This window comes from Limnoraphis robusta BA-68 BA1 (genome assembly GCF_034932365.1).
Classification (GTDB): domain Bacteria; phylum Cyanobacteriota; class Cyanobacteriia; order Cyanobacteriales; family Microcoleaceae; genus Capilliphycus; species Capilliphycus robustus.
In genome coordinates this window covers 1-21730 of sequence record NZ_JAYGHR010000033.1, presented here as the reverse complement: position 1 = coordinate 21730, position 21730 = coordinate 1, and the positions used below count along the sequence as shown (strand labels likewise).

General features: G+C 39.4%; 15 protein-coding genes, 1 tRNA gene and 1 pseudogene. 10 read left to right on the top strand and 7 right to left on the bottom strand.

Annotation, left to right across the window (positions count from 1 at the left end; genetic code table 11):
- Positions 1-152: 152 nt before the first annotated feature.
- Positions 153-3728 (bottom strand): methionine synthase, encoded by a 3576-nt coding sequence (gene metH / locus VB836_RS12170; protein ID WP_323219572.1) that lies wholly within the window; start codon positions 3726-3728, stop codon positions 153-155.
- Between the two features lie 810 nt (positions 3729-4538).
- On the opposite strand from metH, the gene VB836_RS12165 reads away from it, so the two are divergent.
- Positions 4539-5525 (top strand): GGDEF domain-containing response regulator, encoded by a 987-nt coding sequence (locus VB836_RS12165; protein WP_323219571.1) that lies wholly within the window; start codon positions 4539-4541, stop codon positions 5523-5525.
- 38 nt (positions 5526-5563) lie between these two features.
- On the opposite strand, the gene VB836_RS12160 is transcribed toward VB836_RS12165, so the two are convergent.
- Positions 5564-9130, bottom strand: coding sequence for a WD40 domain-containing protein (locus VB836_RS12160; RefSeq protein WP_323219570.1), 3567 nt, complete (start codon positions 9128-9130; stop codon positions 5564-5566).
- A 511-nt stretch (positions 9131-9641) separates the two neighbouring features.
- Between VB836_RS12160 and VB836_RS12155 the strand changes: the two genes are divergently transcribed.
- The 6 genes from VB836_RS12155 (at position 9642) to VB836_RS12130 (ending at position 15102) form a co-directional block, all read left to right on the top strand.
- The gene (locus VB836_RS12155) at positions 9642-11696 is read left to right on the top strand and encodes a dynamin family protein (protein ID WP_323219569.1); all 2055 of its coding nucleotides are present in this window, start codon (positions 9642-9644) and stop codon (positions 11694-11696) included.
- Between the two features lie 73 nt (positions 11697-11769).
- On the top strand, positions 11770-13407 hold the full coding sequence (locus tag VB836_RS12150) for a dynamin family protein (protein WP_323219568.1): 1638 nt from the start codon (positions 11770-11772) through the stop codon (positions 13405-13407).
- 100 nt (positions 13408-13507) lie between these two features.
- The gene (locus VB836_RS12145) at positions 13508-14017 is read left to right on the top strand and encodes a hypothetical protein (protein WP_323219567.1); all 510 of its coding nucleotides are present in this window, start codon (positions 13508-13510) and stop codon (positions 14015-14017) included.
- A 126-nt stretch (positions 14018-14143) separates the two neighbouring features.
- Positions 14144-14335, top strand: coding sequence for a hypothetical protein (locus VB836_RS12140; RefSeq protein WP_323219566.1), 192 nt, complete (start codon positions 14144-14146; stop codon positions 14333-14335).
- A gap of 96 nt (positions 14336-14431) precedes the next feature.
- A complete protein-coding gene (locus tag VB836_RS12135; RefSeq protein ID WP_323219565.1) occupies positions 14432-14698 on the top strand; it encodes a hypothetical protein in 267 nt (88 codons plus the stop codon).
- Positions 14683-15102, top strand: coding sequence for a type II toxin-antitoxin system VapC family toxin (locus tag VB836_RS12130; protein ID WP_323219564.1), 420 nt, complete (start codon positions 14683-14685; stop codon positions 15100-15102). Before VB836_RS12135 ends, VB836_RS12130 begins: the two co-directional genes overlap by 16 nt.
- 177 nt (positions 15103-15279) lie before the next feature.
- Here VB836_RS12130 and VB836_RS12125 read toward each other — a convergent pair.
- The 4 genes from VB836_RS12125 to VB836_RS12110 form a co-directional block, all read right to left on the bottom strand.
- Positions 15280-15352, bottom strand: a tRNA-Ala gene (locus VB836_RS12125).
- A gap of 129 nt (positions 15353-15481) precedes the next feature.
- A complete protein-coding gene (locus tag VB836_RS12120; RefSeq protein ID WP_046282057.1) occupies positions 15482-15706 on the bottom strand; it encodes a hypothetical protein in 225 nt (74 codons plus the stop codon).
- A gap of 133 nt (positions 15707-15839) precedes the next feature.
- The gene (gene hisF, locus VB836_RS12115) at positions 15840-16610 is read right to left on the bottom strand and encodes an imidazole glycerol phosphate synthase subunit HisF (protein ID WP_323219563.1); all 771 of its coding nucleotides are present in this window, start codon (positions 16608-16610) and stop codon (positions 15840-15842) included.
- Between the two features lie 100 nt (positions 16611-16710).
- The gene (locus VB836_RS12110) at positions 16711-17607 is read right to left on the bottom strand and encodes a sugar phosphate nucleotidyltransferase (protein ID WP_323219562.1); all 897 of its coding nucleotides are present in this window, start codon (positions 17605-17607) and stop codon (positions 16711-16713) included.
- A 13-nt stretch (positions 17608-17620) separates the two neighbouring features.
- Here VB836_RS12110 and VB836_RS12105 point away from each other — a divergent pair, with 13 nt between their 5' ends.
- A complete protein-coding gene (locus VB836_RS12105; protein ID WP_323219561.1) occupies positions 17621-17803 on the top strand; it encodes a hypothetical protein in 183 nt (60 codons plus the stop codon).
- Between the two features lie 29 nt (positions 17804-17832).
- Positions 17833-18939 (top strand): DUF3784 domain-containing protein, encoded by a 1107-nt coding sequence (locus VB836_RS12100; protein ID WP_323219560.1) that lies wholly within the window; start codon positions 17833-17835, stop codon positions 18937-18939.
- 197 nt (positions 18940-19136) lie between these two features.
- Here VB836_RS12100 and speA read toward each other — a convergent pair whose 3' ends face one another.
- Positions 19137-21161 carry a biosynthetic arginine decarboxylase gene (gene speA / locus VB836_RS12095; protein ID WP_323219559.1) on the bottom strand — a complete coding sequence of 675 codons (2025 nt, stop codon included), beginning with the start codon at positions 21159-21161 and terminating at the stop codon, positions 19137-19139.
- 200 nt (positions 21162-21361) lie between these two features.
- Here speA and VB836_RS12090 point away from each other — a divergent pair.
- Positions 21362-21730: pseudogene (locus tag VB836_RS12090) on the top strand (RNA-guided endonuclease TnpB family protein); the annotation flags it as partial.

The following is a 21730-nucleotide window of genomic DNA, read 5'->3' as shown; positions in this document are numbered from 1 at the left end:
AGCCGTTTGAGTCAGGCGATCGCTATGTTTTTCTAAGATTTTAGGTGTTCTGAAGAAAAAAGGGGTGAAACTGCTTCCAATTTTAGCTCCTCGCGATCGCAAAATTTTAGAATGAAACAGCCCTGCCTTTTTAAGGGGGGATCAAGGGGGGATTAAGTATTAAAGTATTTTGCAACCGGATGATAGGTCATAATCGCCGTTGTTGACTGTTCAGGATATAACTGTTCACTGTCATCCATATACATCGCAATTCGATCTGTTTTTAACAAATCTAACTGTTTGTATTGATCCTGCATATTCGGACAAGCGGGATACCCAAAACTATAACGTGAACCGCGATAACGTTGGCGTAAAATATCCTTAATATTGTCCGCATCTTCCCCTGCAAAACCCAACTCCCGACGTACTCGCGCATGAAGCCATTCCGCCATCGCTTCTGCGGTTTGTACCGCCATCCCATGAAAATAAAGATAGTTGGTATAGTCGTTAGCCGCAAACAGTTTTTGAGCAACATCTGTCGCAATTTCTCCCACCGTTACCGCGTGCATCGGAAATACATCAATGTGTCCGGTTTCTTTCGGTGCAAAGAAATCAGCAATACACAACCGTTTTCCAGAAGCTTGACGGGGAAACTCAATGATTTCAATCGGTTCGGTGGGTTTTCCGTTTCCAGAAATCATCACTTCCGGGTCATAAATTAACAGACTATTCCCTTCCGCTTGACAAGGAAAATACCCATAAACCGCTTGCGGATGTAAGAGATTTTCCTGCAAAATTCGCTGTTTCCACTCATTTAAAATCGGATAAACCGTCTCCGCTAAAAAGGCATCATATTCTTCGCGAGATTGGTCTTTCGGTTTACGGAATTGCCACTGTCCAGCAAACAAAGATTGTAAATCCAAATACCAGAAAACCTCTTCTAAAGAAATGTCTTCTGGTTGCAGAACTTTTGTACCCCAAAATGGCGGTGTCGGACGTTCAATATTAACCTCAACCACTTCTGAACGACGGCTATCAACTTCTACAGGCGTTGCAGGTTGTTGATTTTCGGCTTCTGATTTTGGCTTCTCAGGAGTAACCGTTTCAGACTTAATCTTTCCGTTCCCAAAGAACTCATTTTCTTTAGTATATTCTTCTAGGAACCCTTGGAAATTATCCCATTTTCCTGACGTTTTTGCAGGCATCAATCGATCCATAAAGTTCAGGTCAGAAAAGGCATCTTTTCCGTAAACTACCTTACCTTGATAAGTATTTTGACAGTCATCATAAACAAATTTAGGCGTTAAAGCAGCACCGCCCAAAATAACAGGAACCGAAATGCCTTCTTTGTTAAAAACTTCCAGATTCTCCTTCATAAATGCAGTGGATTTTACCAATAAACCACTCATGGCAATACAATCTGCATTATGTTCTCGGTAAGCGGAAATAATATTATCAACTGGTTGTTTAATTCCCAGGTTAACCACCTTGTAACCGTTGTTAGAAAGGATAATATCCACCAAGTTTTTCCCAATGTCGTGAACATCACCTTTAACTGTTGCAATGAGGAACGTTCCTTTACCGCTACCGTTAGAGTCTTCTTTCTCCATGTAGGGTTCTAAATACGCCACCGCAGCTTTCATCGTTTGGGCGGATTGTAATACAAACGGAAGCTGCATTTGACCCGATCCAAACAATTCTCCGACAACTTTCATCCCCTCTAATAAGTAGATATTGATGATATCGAGGGGAGGATATTTTTCTAAAGCAACGGCTAAAGCCTCTTCTAAACCAATGCGTTCACCATCGATAATATGCTGTTTGAGACGTTCTTCAATCGGCATATTTTTCGTAACAGCCCGATCTTGTTTGGTCGTTTTCCCTTCAAACAGTTGAGTTAATTCGGTTAACGGATCATAAACACAAACATCGCCTTCAAATTGACGTTGATCATAGATTAACTTGCGACAAATATCTTGATATTCAGGTTCAATTTTAGCAAGCGGTAAAATCTTACTGGCGCTAACAATTGCGGAATCTAAACCCACTTCCATACATTCGTGTAAAAACACCGAATTCAACACTTGACGGGCGGCAGGATTTAAACCAAAGGAAATATTAGAAACGCCCAAAGCAATATGACATCCGGGTAATTCTTCGCGAATTCGACGAATCGATTCAACCGTTGCTTTGCCATTTTCTCGGTCTTCTTCAATCCCCGTTGAAATCGGTAAAGCTAACGTATCAAAAAAGAGTTCATGGGCGGGAATGCCATAATTAATCGCATCATTATAAGCCCGTTTGGCGATTTCAAATTTCTTCTCGGCGGTGCGTGCCATTCCTTCTTCATCAATGGTTCCAACGACAACACCCGCGCCGTATTTTTTCGCAAGTTCTAGCACTTTTAAAAAGCGTTCTTCGCCGTCTTCATAGTTGGTTGAATTCAGCAAACATTTCCCGCCTGCTACTTTTAAACCCGCCTCCATTTTTTGCCATTCCGTCGAGTCTAACATCAACGGTAAATTCACATTTGTTACTAAACGAGACACCAATTCGTGCATATCTCGCACGCCATCTCGCCCAACATAATCAACGTTCACATCGAGAATTTGCGCCCCTTCTTTCACCTGAGATTTTGCTAAAGCAACTAAACCATCCCAGTCTTCTGCGTTGAGTAAATCCCGGCATTTTTTAGAACCGCTAGCGTTGAGACGTTCCCCGATAATTAAGAATGAGTTTTCTTGTTCATAGGTTTGAATACCATAAATAGAAGCAGCCGACGGGATTAATTGGGGTTGGCGTTGTTTGGGTTTTAAGGTTTGAGAAATTTCAGCTAAGGCTTTAATATGATCGGGGCGAGTTCCACAGCAACCGCCTATTACTTGCACGCCCAAATCTTCAATGAAGTGCATCAACGCCATTTTCAGTTCTATTGGCGTTAATTTATAATGGGCTTGTCCGCCTACATTTTCGGGTAAACCTGCGTTGGGAATGCAAGAAACGACGAACCGAGAATGTTCACTCAAGTAGCGAATATGCTCTTTCATTAAGTCTGGCCCGGTCGCACAATTCAATCCTAAAATATCAATAGAATAGGGTTCTAAAATCGTTAAAGCCGCACTAATTTCTGACCCAACTAACATCGTTCCAAAGGCTTCCATTGTCACGGAAACCATAATCGGGCGACGTTCGCCTTTCTTCTTAAAAATATTTTCAATTCCATTTAGGGCGGCTTTAATTTGCAGCACATCCTGGCAGGTTTCTACAATGAATAAATCAACACCTCCATCAAATAATCCCTCAGCTTGTTCAGTAAAAGCCGTTTCTAAGGTATCATAATCAATATGTCCTAATGTGGGGAGTTTTGTACCTGGCCCCATCGAACCTGCAACAAATCGGGGTTTTTCCGGGGTGGAATATTCCGTCGCGACTTCTTTAGCGAGTTGGGCGGCAATTTTGTTGAGATAATAGGCTTGATCCCCTAAGTCGTATTCGGCTAAAACAATAGAAGTACCGCCAAAGGTATCGGTTTCGATCACATCCGAACCTGCTTCTAAAAAGCCCCGATGAACTATTTTGACAGCTTCGGGTTTGGTGTGAACGAGGTATTCATTACAACCTTCGTATTCTTTCCCGCCAAAGTCTTCGGCGGTGAGGTTTTGAACTTGCAAATTTGTTCCCATTGCACCGTCGAAGACGATAACGGGACGTTCGGGACTGTGGAGGCGTTCGAGGAATAGGCTTTTCATATGCAATCTGAAATCAGGTGAGGATTAAACGAAATTGGTTTTAGTAAGTTAACTATAGCTATTTTGCAGGTCTTTACAGTGAGCATAGACGATTCTATGATTGTCGTCAACTTACTTTTCTATAGAATGGAATTATCCGATTTGTAAAGCTGTTGAGGATATGCAAACGCTAGCCTGTTGGAATTTGACTCAACGGCTTTACAAAAGCTTGACAAAATAGGACTCTCTTCTTTAGGCTTAAATTGGACTGAAAGCCCTCTGGAATGAGAGGCGGGGTTAATTTTGATTTCGGCTATTCTCTAGCTGATTTTATAAAGATTGTGTAAAGCTCAAGCCGCTCTTTGCAGGCTTTGTTAGATCAAGATTCTCTGGATCTAAGATATTTTTTAAGTCAAAAAAATCAACAAGTTTTACAAAAACATAGCCTAAAAAGAACTGATATGTTAATATTTTATCTTGATTTATTGTATGTAGTAAATAATTATATAAAAATATTGTTCAATAATTTAAAAGTTTAGATCAAGATATAAACTCACGGATTTCCCGGATTGAGTATAATGATCGCTTGATTGATCAGTGAATTTACCGATAAGTCAATATAGATTCCGTATTACTCCTTCAATAACATAGTAATTTTTACGGATTAATCATTATTTTTAGAGACTTTAATCAAGCCAATAAAAGAGTAAAATAAAGCCATACTGGATGTGATATAATATCATAAAATTTAGATTTTTATTTTGTCTATGTAAAAAAAACAAGAATAAATTTTAATGAATTTTAAACATTTATTTTTTTCAGGTTTAAACCATGTTCTATGTCAACAGTGAAACTCATCCCCATTCAATTTTTGTCGTTGATGATGACTTATCCCAGCGAAAAATAATCGCTGCGGAGATGGAACGTCAGGGATATCGTGTCCTTCAACTCGGTGATGGACGACAGTGCTTTGAGCAGTGTTCTATCCTCAAACCGGATATGATTTTACTGGATGCTATTTTACCGGAGACTGATGGTTTTACCTGTTGTAATCAACTCAAAAACGCCTTGGGTGAACAGTGTCCACCCGTTTTAATTATTACCACTCTCAACGATGAAAAATCAGTTGATCGCGCCTTTGAAGTCGGAGCAACTGATTACATTACAAAACCCATTCATTGGCCGATTATGCGTCAGCGAATTCGCAGAATTTTACAAACGCAATGGGCGATGAAAGAACTCAAAAAACAGGTAGAGCGATCGCAGCTTTTGACCGAACAATTAGAAATCGTCAATCAAAAATTAGAGCATTTAGCCGCAGTAGATAGCTTAACTAAAATTGCTAATCGTCGTCGATTTGATCAAGGTTTACATTCGGAGTGGAAAAGATTAGCGAGGGAAAGACTTCCCCTCTCATTGATTTTGTGTGATGTTGATTTTTTTAAAGCCTATAATGATACCTATGGTCATCGAGCTGGAGATTTTTGTTTACAGCAAATCGCTCAAATCCTGCGTGAAAATGTTAAACGTCCGGCTGATTTAGTCGCACGTTATGGCGGTGAAGAATTTGCAGTTATTTTACCAAATACTCATCTCAAAGGTGCGGTAAAAGTAGCCGAAAATATCAGGAATTCTCTGCACAATATTGAGATCGAACATTCCAATTCACCTGTGAGCAATCAAGTCACTTTAAGCTTGGGAGTTGCCAGTCTGATTCCCAATCATTATTTATCAGAAGATTTTTTGATTGGGGAAGCAGACCGAGCCTTGTACGAAGCGAAAAAATCAGGACGCGATCGCGTAGTATTTAGAATTTAAAAAGAATAAATTGGATAAAATTGCTCAAGTCCATCTTCCTAAAACCCAGATTTATCGACTGCTCCTAACCCTTTTAAAGCTTCTTTTTGAGCCTCTATTAAACCTTGAACATTTCCGATCTTCATTTGATGATAAATGTTGGGAACAATCAAGCTTTTTAAGCACTTTCCCGTCTCAACTTCCCACTGTTTAATTTGACCATCAGAACTGGCGCTCATCATCTTATGGCGATAGCGATTAAACATCACCGATGTTACCGTACTATCATGTTCTGCGAGGGTGTGGAGACAATTTCCGGTTTTCATCTCCCATAATTTCACCGTACAATCATCACCTCCACTCGCTAAAATTTGACTATCAGGACTAAAATCAACCGACCAAATCCATCCCTCATGTCCGAATAGGGTATGCAGACATTTTTCGGTTTTTAAATCCCAGACTTTGACCGTTTTCTCCTCACTCCCACTCGCCAAAAGCGAACCCTCAAAATTAAAAGCTATCGATCTAATATTATTTTTTTCAGGGAAAGTGTGCAAACATTCTTGTGTTTTGACATCCCAAACTTTAATCGTTTTGTCATCGCTTGCACTGGCTAAAATAGCAGCCTGGGGATGAAAAGCCAGCCTCCAAACCCAACCTTGATGTCCGGTTAAAACCGTCAGTTCATCAGTTTGTAAGTTCCAAACTTTCACCGTTGTATCTTGACCGCCACTCGCCAAATAAAAACCATCCGAACTAAAGGCTACCGTCCAGATTCCACCTTGATAATATTCCGTCGAATAATTTAAACATTTCCAACAGTTTCCGGTGTTCACATCCCACAACCGAATTGTTTCATCATCACTACTACTCGCCACCGTTTTTCCATCGGGACTAAACGCCACCGACCACACCCAAGCCTGATGTCCGGTTAAAGTTTTTAAACAGTCTCCGGTTTCACTATTCCACAGTCTCACTTGATGGTCTAAATGACTACTCGCCAACATCTGACCATCAGGACTCAATGCTAACGACCAAACCCAGTTTGTATATCCTCGAAACGTTTGTAGACATTTTCCCGTTTGACGATTCCAAAGTTTAATAATTTGGTCATTATCTCCCGTTGCAACCGTTTGATTATCGGGACTAAAAGCCAAGGTTCTAATCCCAGTTTTATACTGTTTTAAACTCGCCAGACAGCTTCCCGTTTTCACCGACCAAAACTTCACAATAGAGTCAAAACATCCACTGGCTATGGTTTGACCATCGGGACTCCAAGCTAACACTTTAATTTCTTTTTTATGTCCTTGCAAAATTTTATCACATTTCCCAGTTTCAATCTCCCAAATTCTGATAATTTTTTCATAGCCACAACTGGCAAGTTGCCGACCATCGGGACTAAAAGCCACGCACCAAATCGCATCATTACTTCCCGTTATCGTTTGCAAACATTCGCCCGTTTTCACATCCCAAAGTTTAATCGTTTTATCATAACTTCCACTGGCTAAAATAGCTTGATTGGGACTAAAAGCCACGCTTAAAACCCAGCCCTGATGTCCTTTGATTGTTTTCAACAATTGACCGTTATTTGCATCCCAAAGTTTGATCGTTTGATCGTTGCTACCACTGGCGATGATTTTACCATCGGGACTAAAAGTTGCCGTCCAAACCCATTCGTTATGTCCTTCTAAACTGTGCAGCAATTGACCCGTTTTTCCATCCCAAACTTTAACGGTATGATCTAAACTGCTACTGACCAATTTTTGACCATCTGAACTAAAGGCGAGGGAAGCCACCCACCATTTATGTTTTCCAAAAGTTGTTAATATTTCCCCCGTTTCAACGTTTAAAAATCGAATCATTCCCTCCGAGTCTCCCGCCGCTAAAATCTGACCATCGGGAGTAAAGGCTAAAGCGTGAATTCCGCCAAAACATTGAGTAAAAACGGTATTTTTGAAGTGACAGTTAGAAAAATCAACGTAATGCAGCTTAATTCCTTGTAAGTTAGCTTGCCAAATCGTTAAATTCGATAAATCATAGCCGGTCAGGTTGATTTCCAAGGTACAAAGTAGATTGATTAAATTTCCGCCAATATAACCGGGAGTCAGGGGAGATTTTTCTTGAGTTTGACGAATTAATGATTTTAAATGAGTTTCTAAATGAGAGACGGTTTGAAATGATTCTAACAAAGCCTCGATAATCGGGTGAATAATCATTCTAATTTGGCTGGTTTTGATATAATCTTTTGTGGTAGCCAGCATTAACGCATAGCGATTAAATAGATTAAATTCACCGACGATCAATTCTTGGGTGACGGTTGCGATTAATTTTTCAGTCACATATTCCATCAACACAGGTTGCAGGGTAAAGCGGTTTTGATCGGCGGTTTTTTCCAGCAGCATTCTTCCCTGCAAACAGTCTAAATAATCCGATAAATGATGTTGAGAGAAGGGCGAGACTAAATGGGTTTTTAACTCCAGCAGTGAAACGGGTTCTCGGTGAATAGCTAACCAATATAAAATCTGATGTTCTTCCGGGATGGAGGACTGAAAATGCCAATCTAATAATTCTCGAATGTCTTGAAAAAACAGACTATTATTTTTTAAAAATTCACCAATATTTCCGCCAAATACGTTTTGAATATGACAGGCGGTTAATTTTAAGGCTAATGGATTTCCTCGATATAAATTAATTAATTGTTCCCATTCGGTTTCTGTGGCGAAAAAATCTCCTTTTTGTTGAACCAGTTGCTTTGCGGGGTCAACGGTTAACCCTCCCAATTGGAAAAAACGGACGGGTTGATGTTGACCTGCGAATTTTTCTAAATGACGAATTTTGATGCGACTGGTTAGCAGGAAACAACTTTGATGGGAAACTTCGGCAATTTTTTCTAATAGTTGATAATAGTTTTCGGAACCGGATTTATATTTTATCCCTTCAGTTCCGGCGGTGAGAATCGTCTCAACGTTATCTAAAATAAATAAGTAGCGATTTTGTTTTAAATAGGAAATTAATAAACAAATTTGTTGTTCAAGGCTATCGGGTAAATCGGTCTTTTCTTGATGAGAGAGAAATAAAATCCAGTCTTTGATCAGGTCTTGAATAGAGAGGGAGTTTAATAGCGATCGCCAAATAACTCCTTGAAATTCTCCACTGACTTCTTGGGCTAATTTTACAGTCAGGCTGGTTTTTCCTTTCCCCGGAAGTCCAACCACTGCGATCAGACGACAGCGATCGCGGATTATCCATTCTTTTAAAGTGTTTAAATCGGTTTCCCGTCCCAAAAAATCACCCACATCTGGAGAATCCGCCCAATCCTGATAAGAATCCGACTGTTGATTTGAGGAATTCGAGACAGGAGACGAAGTAGAAAACTGTCGCTCTACCACTTGTTTGAGATAGGGTTTTGTCACCTTTTCTCCGAATACATCACCGAGTTGCTTCCAGAGGAGAGAAGCTTCTTTTTTAATACTATTTTCTTCTCGTTGAGTCCGCCTCGCAATGATTATATATTTCTGATCCTTCAAAACTCCCTGAAGAATCTCAACTTGAACAGATTTTAAGTATTTTCCTGTTTGACGATAAACACGTTCCTGAATTTGTTTAATAGTTTGTTCGATTTCCATTGCACCCAAGGTAATTAACTGATGATATTTTTACCGATTTTATCCTTATTTTAGAAGATTAAAATATAGAGGATTCACTTTTTTCTACTTTATTGTACACCCAGCTTCACTTTTTGGGTACTTTTTTTCTCCTGACCTGATGTTAAGCTTCACATATCAGCAATTTTACTTGTTTAAAGGGCTTGGTTATAAAGGTTAGATATCTCGAAGTTGATAAAAAGCCTGAGAGTGACTTGTCCCTTTACCTCTATCATCTATAACTTTTCACATCTCCGCAGGGGCGGGTTCTACCCCGAACATCACATCTAACCATTAAGTTGAATAAACCCGTTCCCGAAGTTCGATAGCTTCACTGTCACTACCCCAAAAGTCCCCTTGCCAAGCGGACTTAGAATGAGTTTCTCAAATCGAAGGGACACTGTTCTCAATCTGTCCCCTGACGATTTATTGAGTTTTAACAAACTAAATCTTAAGTTCATCCAAAAATTTTCAGTCAAACAGGAGAATCACCATGACTTCCAAAAATCATCCTGATAGTTTCATTAATGATCTCGAAAAAGTTGCTTCTGTACGTCAAGGATTTGCCAATTATCTCGGTAATATGGCTGAAATTATTTCTAAGGGAGATCGGACAACTTTTGCGCGAGAAATCAAAGACTTACAACTAACAACCCAGAATTTACGAGAAGGTGTATTTCGGCTATTAGTTCTGGGTGATATGAAACGAGGTAAAAGTACCTTTTTGAATGCTCTACTTGGAGAAAATGTATTACCCAGTGATGTTAATCCCTGTACTGCGGTACTTACAATCCTACGTTTTAACCACCAGAAACAAGTTACAGTTTATTTTAATGATGGTAAATCTCCTGAAGTGCTAGATTTTGATACGTTCAAAATTCGCTATACCATCGATCCCAAAGAGTCAAAGCGATTAGAAGATGAAAATAAACAAGCTTTTCCTGATGTTGAATATGCTGTAGTTGAATATCCTTTAGCTTTATTAGAAAAGGGTGTTGAGGTAGTGGATAGCCCGGGTCTTAATGATACCGAAGCCAGAAATCAATTAACGTTAGGTTATCTCAACAATTGCCATGCTGTTCTCTTTGTTATGAGTGCAACACAGCAGTTTACTCTTGGTGAAAGACGTTACCTCGAAAACTATATTAAAGAACGAGGACTAACGGTTTTCTTTTTAATTAATGCCTGGGATTTAATCCGAGAAACCGTTATTGTTCCCGACGAGGCAGAAATTGAAAAAGAGGAAAATAAAGTCCGTGAGTTTTACAGAAATAACTTGTGGGAATATTGCCAAGTAGACGACAATAATATTTATAGCGAGCGTGTCTTTGAAATTTCAGCCCGTAATGCATTACGTCGTCGGTTGCGCGACTCATCTGATACTTTAGAAGGAACAGGTTTTCCCGAATTTATCGACTCACTCAACACATTTTTGACTAAAGAACGAGCAATCTCTGAACTGCGTCAAGCTCGATCTTTAGCTCGTCAGACTCATCGGCGTGTTCATCAATCTATTGAAAGTCGAATCCCTTTACTGAATCAAGATGTCGATGAATTAAAGCATAAAATTCGTTCCGTTCAACCCGAATTTGATAAGCTAACCGAGATTCGCGACAACTTCAAGGATGACATTAGAAGGATGCGGGATCATAAAACTGATGCAATTGTTAACAATTTTCGGTTTTACGTTTCTAACTTAGGTACAACATTTGAGTCAGACTTTGGACGCTACCAGCCCCAATTAAAATTTTTAGACTTTTTACGTCAAGGTAAGCGTAAAAAATTTGAAGCATCTTTAAAACAAGCATTTGAATTATACCTTAATGACAAGATAGCAGATTGGAGTCGCAACGCCGAACGAGAGATGGATGTCGCCTTTAAACAACTGGCTCTCAGTGCGCTTCGATATGGTCAGTCTTATAGTGAAACTACTGACAAAATTGCTCAGAAGTTGACGGGAAAATCCTTAGTGGTAGATGCTGCTCTTATTGAGGAAGATAAATCTCCCGGATGGGCTAAATGGGCAGCCGGAATTTTTGCTGCTGCCACTGGAGATATTGCGGGTGTCGCAATGGCAGGAACCGGACTATTTAACTGGAAGCAAATCCTACTGAATCTTGGAGGTGTTGCTCTAGTTGGAGGTGCTGTTTATGCAATTACGGGAGTGTTGCTAGGCCCTTTAGGAATTGCGCTCGCGGGGTTAGGTTTGGGTACTCTATCTGCCAACCAAGCGCGAGGCAAGATGATTAAAGTGATGAAAACAGAATTAGTCAAGTATCTTCCTCAGATTGCTAGTGAACAATCTGAAGTTATTCGCAAGGTCGTGCAAGATTGTTTTGATGCTTATGGCAATGAAGTCATCAGCCGGATGAACGATGATATCCAATCGAGAAAATCAGAACTTGATGATTTAGTTAAGCAAAAAGAGCGTAGTCAAAGTGATCGAGATATAGAAGTTCAACGTTTAAGAAGTTTAGATAATCAGGTTCTATCTTTACTGCATCAGCTTGAAGATACCTACGATTCGCTCATCGAACAAAAATCTTAAACTCTAGTCGCCCAAAATTGAAAAGGGAAATGCTTCATTTTTCCCTTTTTACCTCCAAAAATTAATTGATTATATGAAGATTTTAAAGAGTCTAAAGCAAAGCGTTAATTTACTGGATCAAGAATTGCATTCACAACTTTTGTCAGATGTAATCTCTGTTGGCAACCATGTGAATAATCCTAATTTTAAAGTAGCAGTATTTGGCCCTTTTAATCACGGAAAATCAACCTTACTGAATGCTCTGTTAGGGAGTTATGCACTTCCCATTGCTTTAATTCCAACAACTGGGGCTGCAATTAGTATTAAGTATGGTGAAGCCTTACAAACTCATATTACTTTCTTAGATGGCACAAAATCCAGTGAAAGCGGTACAGATATTTTACAGCGTTTTGCGATTCTTGATGGTGAAAGGCGAATGCGAGATGATGTAACTTCAGTAGAAGTTTTATGTCCTCATCGTTTACTGACAAATAATGTAGAACTAATTGATCTACCAGGAACCAATGATAGAGAAGAACAAGACAATCTGGTTCGTACTCAACTTTTAACAGCAGATTTGGTGATTCAAGTGCTAGATGCTCGGAAACTATTTACATTGCAAGAAATAGAGAATCTTAGGGACTGGTTACTTGATCGAGAAATTAAAACTGTAATTTTTGTAATTAATTTCTTGAATTTACTGGATGTTGAGGAGCAAAAGGAAGTTGTTCAACGAGCACGTTCTATTGCTCAGGACTTCAGGTTGGATTTGCCTAATAGTATGAGCAACCTATATCGAGTGGATGCTCTACCTGCTTTAAGAGCAAGACTCAAAGGAGATACACAAGCAGCCTATCACAGTGGGATTATAAATTTTGAGTCTGAATTGTATAATCTACTGACTATTTTATCAGATCGGGTTGAGCAAATTCGTTTACCTCGCCTAATTGCGATCGCTAATCAAGTTAAAAAATCTCTAGAAACTAAAACCCAGCAATTGAAAGATCAACTCAGAATCATTGATCGAGAACGTAATAGTGAAATTGAGAGAGGAAGACGAGAAGCAGAACAACTCAAACAAGCCTTTGAGACAAGCCTGCAAAACCTGATAGATTGGCTCGATCCACAAAAGCTGATAGATCGGTATCAATCTGAGTGTTTTCAAGCTCTATATCAAGATGAATTAACAGACTGGCTAAATAATACCCTCAGAAATGCACTTGTTGAGCGTTTTGAAGCAGTAGATAAGTGGATTGAAGAAGCCTGTTACACTCTCGGATCTAATCAGCCAGATGAAATAGAAATATCACTGCCAGATTTTCCTGAAATTGATATTCCAGAAAGACCCACAGAGATTGATGAACCCAGTGGTGCAGGTTGGGCTGCTTTAGCAGGTGGTTTTGTTGGTTCAGTTTTTGGTCCTTGGGGTACTGCTGCTGGTGCAGCTTTAGCATATAACGCAATGCAAGAATCAGCTAAGAAACGCAAAGAAGAATTAGAAGCCAACTATCAATCTCAATTATTAACAGCTTGCAATAATGCTGTTGAAAAATATCTTAGAAGTTTTAGTAATGAAGTGCTTTCAAAAGTTCTAGAATACGAAAGAAGCGTAAAAGATGTATTCACTTTTGAACCCCCTGAAGAATCACATGAGGTTCGTAGCCAGCGACAACTACTGGGAAGATTGCAGTCTGCTTTAAAGGATATTGATCGGCAGTTGGAATCTGATTGAATCTTTAGTTATCATCAAGAGCCTTTCTAACAAACGCCAGTCAAACATTTTCTCCCGATTTAGACAACTTTTGATTCGACAGTATATAGGAGTAATCCTGATGAAATTAGCTGCCAAAATTTCAAGTGATTTAGCAAGCTTGGTTGTTACTACAATAACCTTAACCTTGAGCAACATCTTTCCAGCATTCTCTGAATCAATCCCTATCTCACCGCAACTTCACCAGCAACCCATTCTGATTGCTCAACAGAGAGATTGTATTCCTTCTAGTAGCAATGAGTACATCTACGGAACTTATAAAGTTCAATGGACATTTCAAGGACTTTCTTATGAAAGCGTACTGCAAATGGAAGGAAGTTCAGGACAAATGTTAACCCGGTATTTTAATCCTAATACCAATAGTCCTGATCTGGTTTTACAAACCATGAAACTATATACTTGTTCCTTTGGATTAGTGATAGCAGGATACAATCCTAGAAACCCTAATACTCAAAATTCTCATCCATCTTATATTGCTGACAATCTTCTAATTAGAAGGCAGCCAGATGGTTCACTTCTGATCTTCAATTGTGATGATCAAGAAAATTGTTCACCTGCAACGGTAGAATAAATTGACTAGCTAAACGGAAGTATATATTTTGTTTTCGTGGAATTCGGGTGATTTTTTAATGAACCTCACCGTATTCGATTTCTATCTCTGCCGACTGTGTGACCACTTACGTTTAACCCCAATATTATGTCCTCTGAACCCGACATTAAACCGACCCAAATTGACGAAGTTTTTGCCCGGATTCAAGACCTTTTGCTTGAGACTTGGCAAAAAACAGGTTTTGGCTGTTTATCCATTGAAAGCGATCGCCATTTGTCATCAAAACCTCTAAAGGGAAAGATCATCCTGTTGCATCCGTTAAAACTTTACAGAAAGTAGGAACAACCCAGAAAGTTATTCCGTGAACCCCTAGTCATAATAGGTATTGCTGATCAGCTATAATTAATCAGGTTGTAACTGAAATTAATTCAAGTCATGCCAGACAACACTTTAAGCTGGAACCCTGATCCGACAATATTAGATCAACTCTTGATTTTAGCGGATCAACGTCATCAATCGGTTGAATCCTTAATTACAGAAGCGGTCAAACTCTACATCCAGGAGCAATTAGAAGTTCCTGATTTAGAATCTGATCCTTTAGTAGGACTCTTTGCTGGTTCTCCTAATTTAGCGAGTGATGCAGAGAATAAATTACAGCAAGAAATGACTCAAACTTCAGGATGGACGTGGAAAAATCCTTAGTTATTGGTGACACTGGTTTTGTTGTTGCTTTGTTAAATCGTAGTGATATTAAACACCAAGATGTTGTTAGGATTTATAGCCAATATCCAAAAATAATACTCCCTCAAACCGTACTAACTGAAGTTGCCTATTTAGTTGGCCGGGATGCCGGAATTCAGACAGTTGCTAATTTTTTGCGAGGTTTATCTGCTAGCCGTTTTCAGTTAATCGAATTAACCGATAGAGATTTACTCCGAGTTGCAGAAATTTTAGAACAATATCAAGATAGTCGCATTGATTTTGTTGATGCAACTGTTATGGCAGTAGCAGAACGTTATAAAATCACAACAGTTTTGACTTTAGATCAGCGAGATTTTCGCTTGTTTCGTCCGCAACATTGTCTGAGTTTTGAAATTTTACCTTAAAGAATAACTTGAAGGGAGAGTAACTAGCATTTTCTGTAACCAAAGTTACTATCGATGCTAGACTTTCTCTCAGTTTCCCGGATAAGAATATGTTCTGAGAGAATTTCGAGAGAACGATGGAAGCATCGGAGATGCCGTCTGGGGTGAAAGTGTTATGGTGGTTATCGCGTAGCGATATGGAGCTAAGCGGACTCGAACCGCTGACATCTTCAATGCCATTGAAGCACTCTACCAACTGAGCTATAGCCCCTTGCAGTATTTTTCATCATAGCTGAGTTAACAACAGTTTGTCAAGAACTTTGCTCGACTCACTCAGCTTTACATCAGACTCAACCTGCTAAACCCCCAGTCATATGCAACCAGGAATTACCATCCTGTCCTAAAAATAGGAATAGGAATAGGAATAGGAGTGGTTAGACATCTGAAACAGGTGATCGATGCAAGATCCCATCAAAAAATAGACCACTATCATCGCCGCCGCCGAAATCGCAACCAAGATACCTGCCAACACAAATGAGAACTCCCGATAACGAGCCGCTTGCTGCATCAGATGTACAGACCAAGCCACCAAAGCCATGTCAATTATTAGAATAGGAATGAGCATAAGTTACGTTTCGTAACATTTCTTCTATTCTAACAGGAGTTTTGTAACTATTTGAAAGTCAAGAGTAATCTAGTCAACCCCCTGGAGAAGGAATAAGCCCACACATCCTATGCAGAGGGGAATTTAGCAGAACTTAAGAATTTCTTACAGATACCTGCTCTTGACTTAAATAAGACTTAATTTCTGCTACACTCAACTGGCCGAAATGCAGTAACGAAGCCAATAACGCTGCCTCTGCTCTTCCCGTTGTCAGAGCTTCGTAGATATGATGACAATTTCCCGCCCCGCCAGATGCGATCACCGGAATTTCAACATTTTCTGCAATGGTTCGAGTCAATTCTAAATCATATCCCGCTTGCGTGCCATCAGCATCCATACTCGTCACCAGAAGCTCTCCTGCGCCTCTTTGAGCCACTTCTAGCGCCCAAGCGATCGCATCTATGCCTGTATTATCCCGCCCGCCCCGCACGTACACATCCCAGCCCGGGTTAGCCGGATCAGGGCGACGACGCGCATCAATAGCCACCACAATACATTGCGCCCCAAAGCGATCGCTAGCCCGACTAACAAACTCTGGATCACGCACCGCAGCCGAGTTAATACTGACTTTATCAGCCCCCGCCCGTAACAAATTTTTAATCATTTCTAAGTTTTGGATACCCCCGCCAACGGTTAGGGGGATAAACACCTGTTCAGCCGTGCGATAAACCACATCGAGGATAATATTTCGCTGTTCGTGGGTGGCGGTAATATCGAGAAACACCAACTCATCGGCGCCGGCTTCATTATAAATAGACGCTAATTCAACGGGATCTCCTGCATCTTTGAGGTCAACAAAATTCACCCCTTTCACCACTCGACCTGCATTGACATCCAAACACGGTAAAATTCGTTTAGCTAGCATCGAAATTATTGTCCCGTTAACACTTTAAATTGTTTTGCTCAGATGCGTTTCCGCGATCCTCTGATCTTGTATAATCTGGAAAAATAAAAATTACTCGCGCTTACCCAAACTCAATCATCGTCTGACGGTAAGCCTCCGGTAATCCCGTATCCAAACATTGACCTTTAATAATATAACCTGTCATTGTCTGTTTTTGACGTAAAATTTCCAAACAAGAGGTAAGCTGAAATTCTCCCTTTTCTCTTTGGTTGGCTTGAATTTGTGCGGCTAATATCTCAAAAATCGGCGGTTCTAGAACATATAAGCCAAAAATTGTGAGAAACTGATTCTCATTCATCCCCTGAATACGCAGATGTGTAGAAGCGTAATCTAAACTAGGTTTTTCATAAATTTGAGTCAGAGATAAGATTTGTTCTGTGTCTTGAAAAGTTCCCGAAACACAACCATAATGATGAATCATCTCTCCAGGTGTTACTCTCAAACCAATAACATTGTGTTGAACTTGTTCATAAATATTTAACAATTGACGCGCACAATTAATCTCTAAATCTGAACGATAAACATGATCACCTAATAGCAATAAAAACGGTTGATTATTCACCCACTCAGCCGCACAAAAAACCGCATGACCATAACCTTCTTGTTTGCTTTGAGTTAAGATTGTAATCCGTTCTCCGATTGTTTGTAAATATTGGCTATATTCTCGTCGTTCTTCTGAGAGTTTATTCCACAATTTCGGTTGAGGGGGATGTTTAAAGAAAGCTTCAAAAAGTTCGCGATCAGTTGGTTGTACAACAATTCCCACTTCTTCAATACCTGCTTGAATGGCTTCCTCAACAATCACTAAAATTATCGGTTTCGCCCGTCTATCCTTGTCAATAATCGGAAAAAACTCTTTCTTTAATCCTTTCGTTGCGGGAAACATCCGAGTCCCAAAACCTGCTGCGGGAATTACGGCTTTTTTGACTTGTTTATTATTGTATTGTGAATTCAACATAATTTCATTGACAATGCCCCGTTTGTCCAGAGTTCTGCAAGCTGGATACTGCGATCACCATTTGGGTAAGCGCATCATTTGGCTAAAGCCATCGCCATTCGGGTACGCGAATCGTTTAGCTTTAGCGATCGCCTTCACTGTACCTCATGAGTCCGAGAAATGCTATATTATTAGTATACAAGCAGTTTTCCGATAAAAGCATAGTAGTAATCCTCATAATATGTCATGAGCTATACATACAGATATCTCAATCCCTCTGAATTTGCTCGTAGAAATCAAGAGTTCTTAAGAACAGATGATGTAAGGATATCGACTGAAAATGCTAAGAAGGTTGGAATAATTTGTTTAAGAGCCATCCAGATTTATCAGGAAACCCAAAATAATATCGGTAGGGAGAAATCTAATCTGAGGATATGGGTTAGAGGACAAAGGAATTCTGCTAGAAATCATGGTCGATTAATTAGATATAAAGGTGCATCTAGGACAAGATCTTCCATCAATGCTTCGATCAGTAACATAAATGATCAAGTATTGAATAATATTGATTCAATGCTTAACATAATAGATTCCAATATGGATTTAGCTAAGCAGCGTATGAGGAAATGTCTAGACTACACAACAATGTCAGACATAAAAAGCTATGAAGTCACTTATATAGAAGAGCAAAAGCAGCTAAAAAAACACAAGTCGCTCAAAGAAATAAGAATAGGCTTGTATATCTCTGTAGTAGCTATTCCAATATTTGCTATTGCTTTTGTTGCAGATGCTACTATCAATTTATTTCTCTCAATATTATTTGTAATTTCACTTTCTGTAATATGGGGAATTATTGCATTTTACATCATTAAATATTTAACGAAAAGAATAGAAGAATTTGAGAATGCCCAGTCTTCTATTAGAGATTTAAAAATGAATAAGACTATAGAAGATCAAGATTCTATTGATTTCCTTTCAAAATTAAATGATGAATCTGAAGATAAAGCAGTTGAAGATGATCAAGAATCTGATACTTCTGAAATGTGTGTCATTAATGAGTTGGCGAAGAAGTTAAGAGAAGAGTATTTCATTCTTGAGAACGCCTGCCTGAACTTTGATGTAGACGCTAACAACTGGATGGATTTAGCAGAAAAAATACACAAAGATTTAGGTGAAACAAGTGATCTTCACCTAAATCATGCTCAGAGTCAACCCAGAAGCAATGAGAATATCTCAGATAGATATACTGTGAACGACTTGAAGTCAAGATTCTCAAGCTTTCAGGAAGCTAAAGAGTTTTATGGTATATCCGCTAAGGGATGGCAAACATTAGTAGATAAGTTAAATAATCAATAATAGATTGGCTCTGTTTCGATGAATTATGCAGGAACTATATTCTAAAAACCCATTTTTTCACACCAAATATCCCCCGAAGTTGAACTCAAAAACAACTTGAATGTCCTCGCCCAGAAAAAGCGATCGCCAAAATTTGGTTTGTGTTTGTTATAGAGGAGTAGGTTGGGTTGAGGCAGGAAACCCAACATTGAAAAGTATTAACTCAAATAAGTATATCGCCCCAAACTACTCTCGTAATTTTGCAACAACCGTTGAGATTCTTCAATCGTTATTTTATTTTGTTGTAAAGCAAGTTCGGCTTGACGGCGAATATTTTCGATTAAATCTTCAGCATCATACTGAACATAACCCAAAACTTCTGTCATCGTATCCCCTTTAACAACGTGTTCAATCTGATAACCTTGGGGCGTGAGTTTAATATGAACCACATGAGTATCGCCAAACAAATTGTGCAAATTCCCCATAATTTCTTGATAAGCACCCCCAAGAAATAAAGCTAAATAATAGGGTTCAACGGCTTTTTTACCCTGAGATTTGTCTTCAATTTCTCGCAAGGAATGTAACTCTAAAACAGATTTAACATCCCGCAAATCAATAAACTGATTAATCTTACCATCGCTATCACAAGTTAAATCCGCTAAAGTTCCCCGTTGTGTTGGTTCTTCATCTAAACGATGAATTGGCATAATTGGAAATAATTGATCAATCGCCCAACTATCGGGTGCGGATTTAAACACCGATAAATTGATATAATAAATAGACGCCATCATTTTTTCTAAGTCTTCTAAATCATCGGGAACATATTCAGAAACCCGGACAATTTCTTGTATTTTATGACAGCAAGACCAAAAAAGTTGTTCAACTTTGGCGCGATCGCTTAAACTTAAATATCCAAAGTTAAACAAACTAATGGCTTCCTCTTTAAACTGAATCGCATCGTGATAGACTTCTTGATAGTTATCGGGGTTAATCACTTGATAAGTTTCAAACAAATTTCTGAGAATCAAATGATCATCTTCTGTAATAGAGGGAGGAGAATTAGGGGGAACTTCACTGGTACCCAAAACATCAAAAACTAACACAGACTGATGAGAAGCGATCGCCCGCCCACTTTCACTAATCAGAGTCGGAACAGAGATTTTTCGTTCGTCACAAGCTTCCTTAACCTCTGCTACAATATCATTAGCGTAATTCTGCATATTGTAGTTTTTAGAGGCATGAAAATTGGTTTTTGACCCATCATAATCAATTCCTAAACCGCCCCCTACATCTAGATATTTCATCTTCGCGCCTAATTGGGAAAGTTCAACATAAATTTGACTCGCTTCCCGAATGGCATCTTTAATCACACTAATCGAAGAAATTTGAGAACCAATATGAAAATGCAAAAGTTGCAAACAGTCTAACAAATCGGCGGATTTCAAATCATTAACCACCTGAATCATTTCAGGAATTGTTAAGCCAAATTTAGCGCGATCGCCTGTGGTTCCACACCAGCGTCCCATGCCTTTTGTACTCAATTTAGCTCGAATCCCTAAGATGGGTTTAATACCCAGATGACGACTCGCTTCAATGGCAGTATAAACCTCCTCTAGTTGTTCCATCACAATAATTGGAGTATGTCCCAACCGTTGAGAAAACATCGCCGTTTCGATATAATTCCGGTCTTTGTAGCCATTGCAAATGAGTAGAGAACCGGGAGTATCCAGCATGGCTAAAGCAATCAATAATTCAGGTTTAGAGCCTGCTTCTAAGCCAAATTTAAACGGTTGACCAAACCGAACTAAATCTTCAATTAAATGTCGTTCTTGATTACATTTTACCGGATAAACACCGCGATAATCACCCGGATATTTGTAACGAGCAATTGCTTTAGCAAAACAAGCATTTAAACGTTCGATGCGATCTTCGAGAATATCAGGAAAACGAATCAATAAAGGCAGCCCTAAATTGCGGCGTTTGAGGGATTCTACCAATTCATATAAATCTAACGAGCCGCCCCGATCTCCCTTTGGAGAAACCGTCACATGACCTGCGGAATTAATCGCAAAATAAGGCTCACCCCAACCGAGAATGCGATACAACTTTTCACTGTCTTCTATTGTCCAAGATTTTTGAGTTGAGGGTAAAGTCGGGTTACTCTTGGGGGGAGTAGAATTAGAGGGTTCGGAAGGGGATAATTGACCCAGCTTAACCTCAGTTTTGATAGATTGTAATTCCATGTATTTGCCATCCTCGCGCTTAAGCCTCGATCTGACAGTTTAGCTTGTTCAATGGCGGATCGGGAATAGGTCTATTAGACCTAATGCTCAAAATCAACTCAGATCACAAATTACCAAGAGAAGCAGGTTTAGAGCAAGGTCGTTCACGACGGATTATTTTATGCTAACATAAGTTTATCGTGGCTTGATGCCGATAATCTATGCTTGTGTATGAAATGAAGCTGCAAGGAACGCAATACCAGTACAGAAACTTAGACGAAGCTATCCGTACTGGTAGGTTTGTTCGTAACAGTATCATCAAAGCATGGATAAATGGTCAAGTTCAAAGTCGCAACGATGCCTATCGCTACTGCAAACTGCTGTCAGACAATCCTAGTTTTCCTTGGGTGAACAAACTCAATTCTATGGCTCGACAAGCACAGGCAGAGAGAGCATGGGCATCAATTGAGAGGTTCTATAAGAATTGTCGGCAAAAAATATCCGGTAGAAAAGGATTCCCAAAGTTTAAAAAATATCAAGTCAGAGCATCTGTTGAATACAAAACATCGGGATGGAAACTTTCAGAAGAT

Bases quoted from the DNA above. Each gene is read 5' to 3' on its own strand.
- metH (WP_323219572.1), bottom strand. From the start codon at position 3,728: ATGAAAAGCCTATTCCTCGAACGCCTCCACAGTCCCGAACGTCCCGTT.
- VB836_RS12165 (WP_323219571.1), top strand. From the start codon at position 4,539: ATGTTCTATGTCAACAGTGAAACTCATCCCCATTCAATTTTTGTCGTT.
- VB836_RS12160 (WP_323219570.1), bottom strand. From the start codon at position 9,130: ATGGAAATCGAACAAACTATTAAACAAATTCAGGAACGTGTTTATCGT.
- VB836_RS12155 (WP_323219569.1), top strand. From the start codon at position 9,642: ATGACTTCCAAAAATCATCCTGATAGTTTCATTAATGATCTCGAAAAA.
- VB836_RS12150 (WP_323219568.1), top strand. From the start codon at position 11,770: ATGAAGATTTTAAAGAGTCTAAAGCAAAGCGTTAATTTACTGGATCAA.
- VB836_RS12145 (WP_323219567.1), top strand. From the start codon at position 13,508: ATGAAATTAGCTGCCAAAATTTCAAGTGATTTAGCAAGCTTGGTTGTT.
- VB836_RS12140 (WP_323219566.1), top strand. From the start codon at position 14,144: ATGTCCTCTGAACCCGACATTAAACCGACCCAAATTGACGAAGTTTTT.
- VB836_RS12135 (WP_323219565.1), top strand. From the start codon at position 14,432: ATGCCAGACAACACTTTAAGCTGGAACCCTGATCCGACAATATTAGAT.
- VB836_RS12120 (WP_046282057.1), bottom strand. From the start codon at position 15,706: ATGCTCATTCCTATTCTAATAATTGACATGGCTTTGGTGGCTTGGTCT.
- hisF (WP_323219563.1), bottom strand. From the start codon at position 16,610: ATGCTAGCTAAACGAATTTTACCGTGTTTGGATGTCAATGCAGGTCGA.
- VB836_RS12110 (WP_323219562.1), bottom strand. From the start codon at position 17,607: ATGTTGAATTCACAATACAATAATAAACAAGTCAAAAAAGCCGTAATT.
- VB836_RS12105 (WP_323219561.1), top strand. From the start codon at position 17,621: ATGCCCCGTTTGTCCAGAGTTCTGCAAGCTGGATACTGCGATCACCAT.
- VB836_RS12100 (WP_323219560.1), top strand. From the start codon at position 17,833: ATGAGCTATACATACAGATATCTCAATCCCTCTGAATTTGCTCGTAGA.
- speA (WP_323219559.1), bottom strand. From the start codon at position 21,161: ATGGAATTACAATCTATCAAAACTGAGGTTAAGCTGGGTCAATTATCC.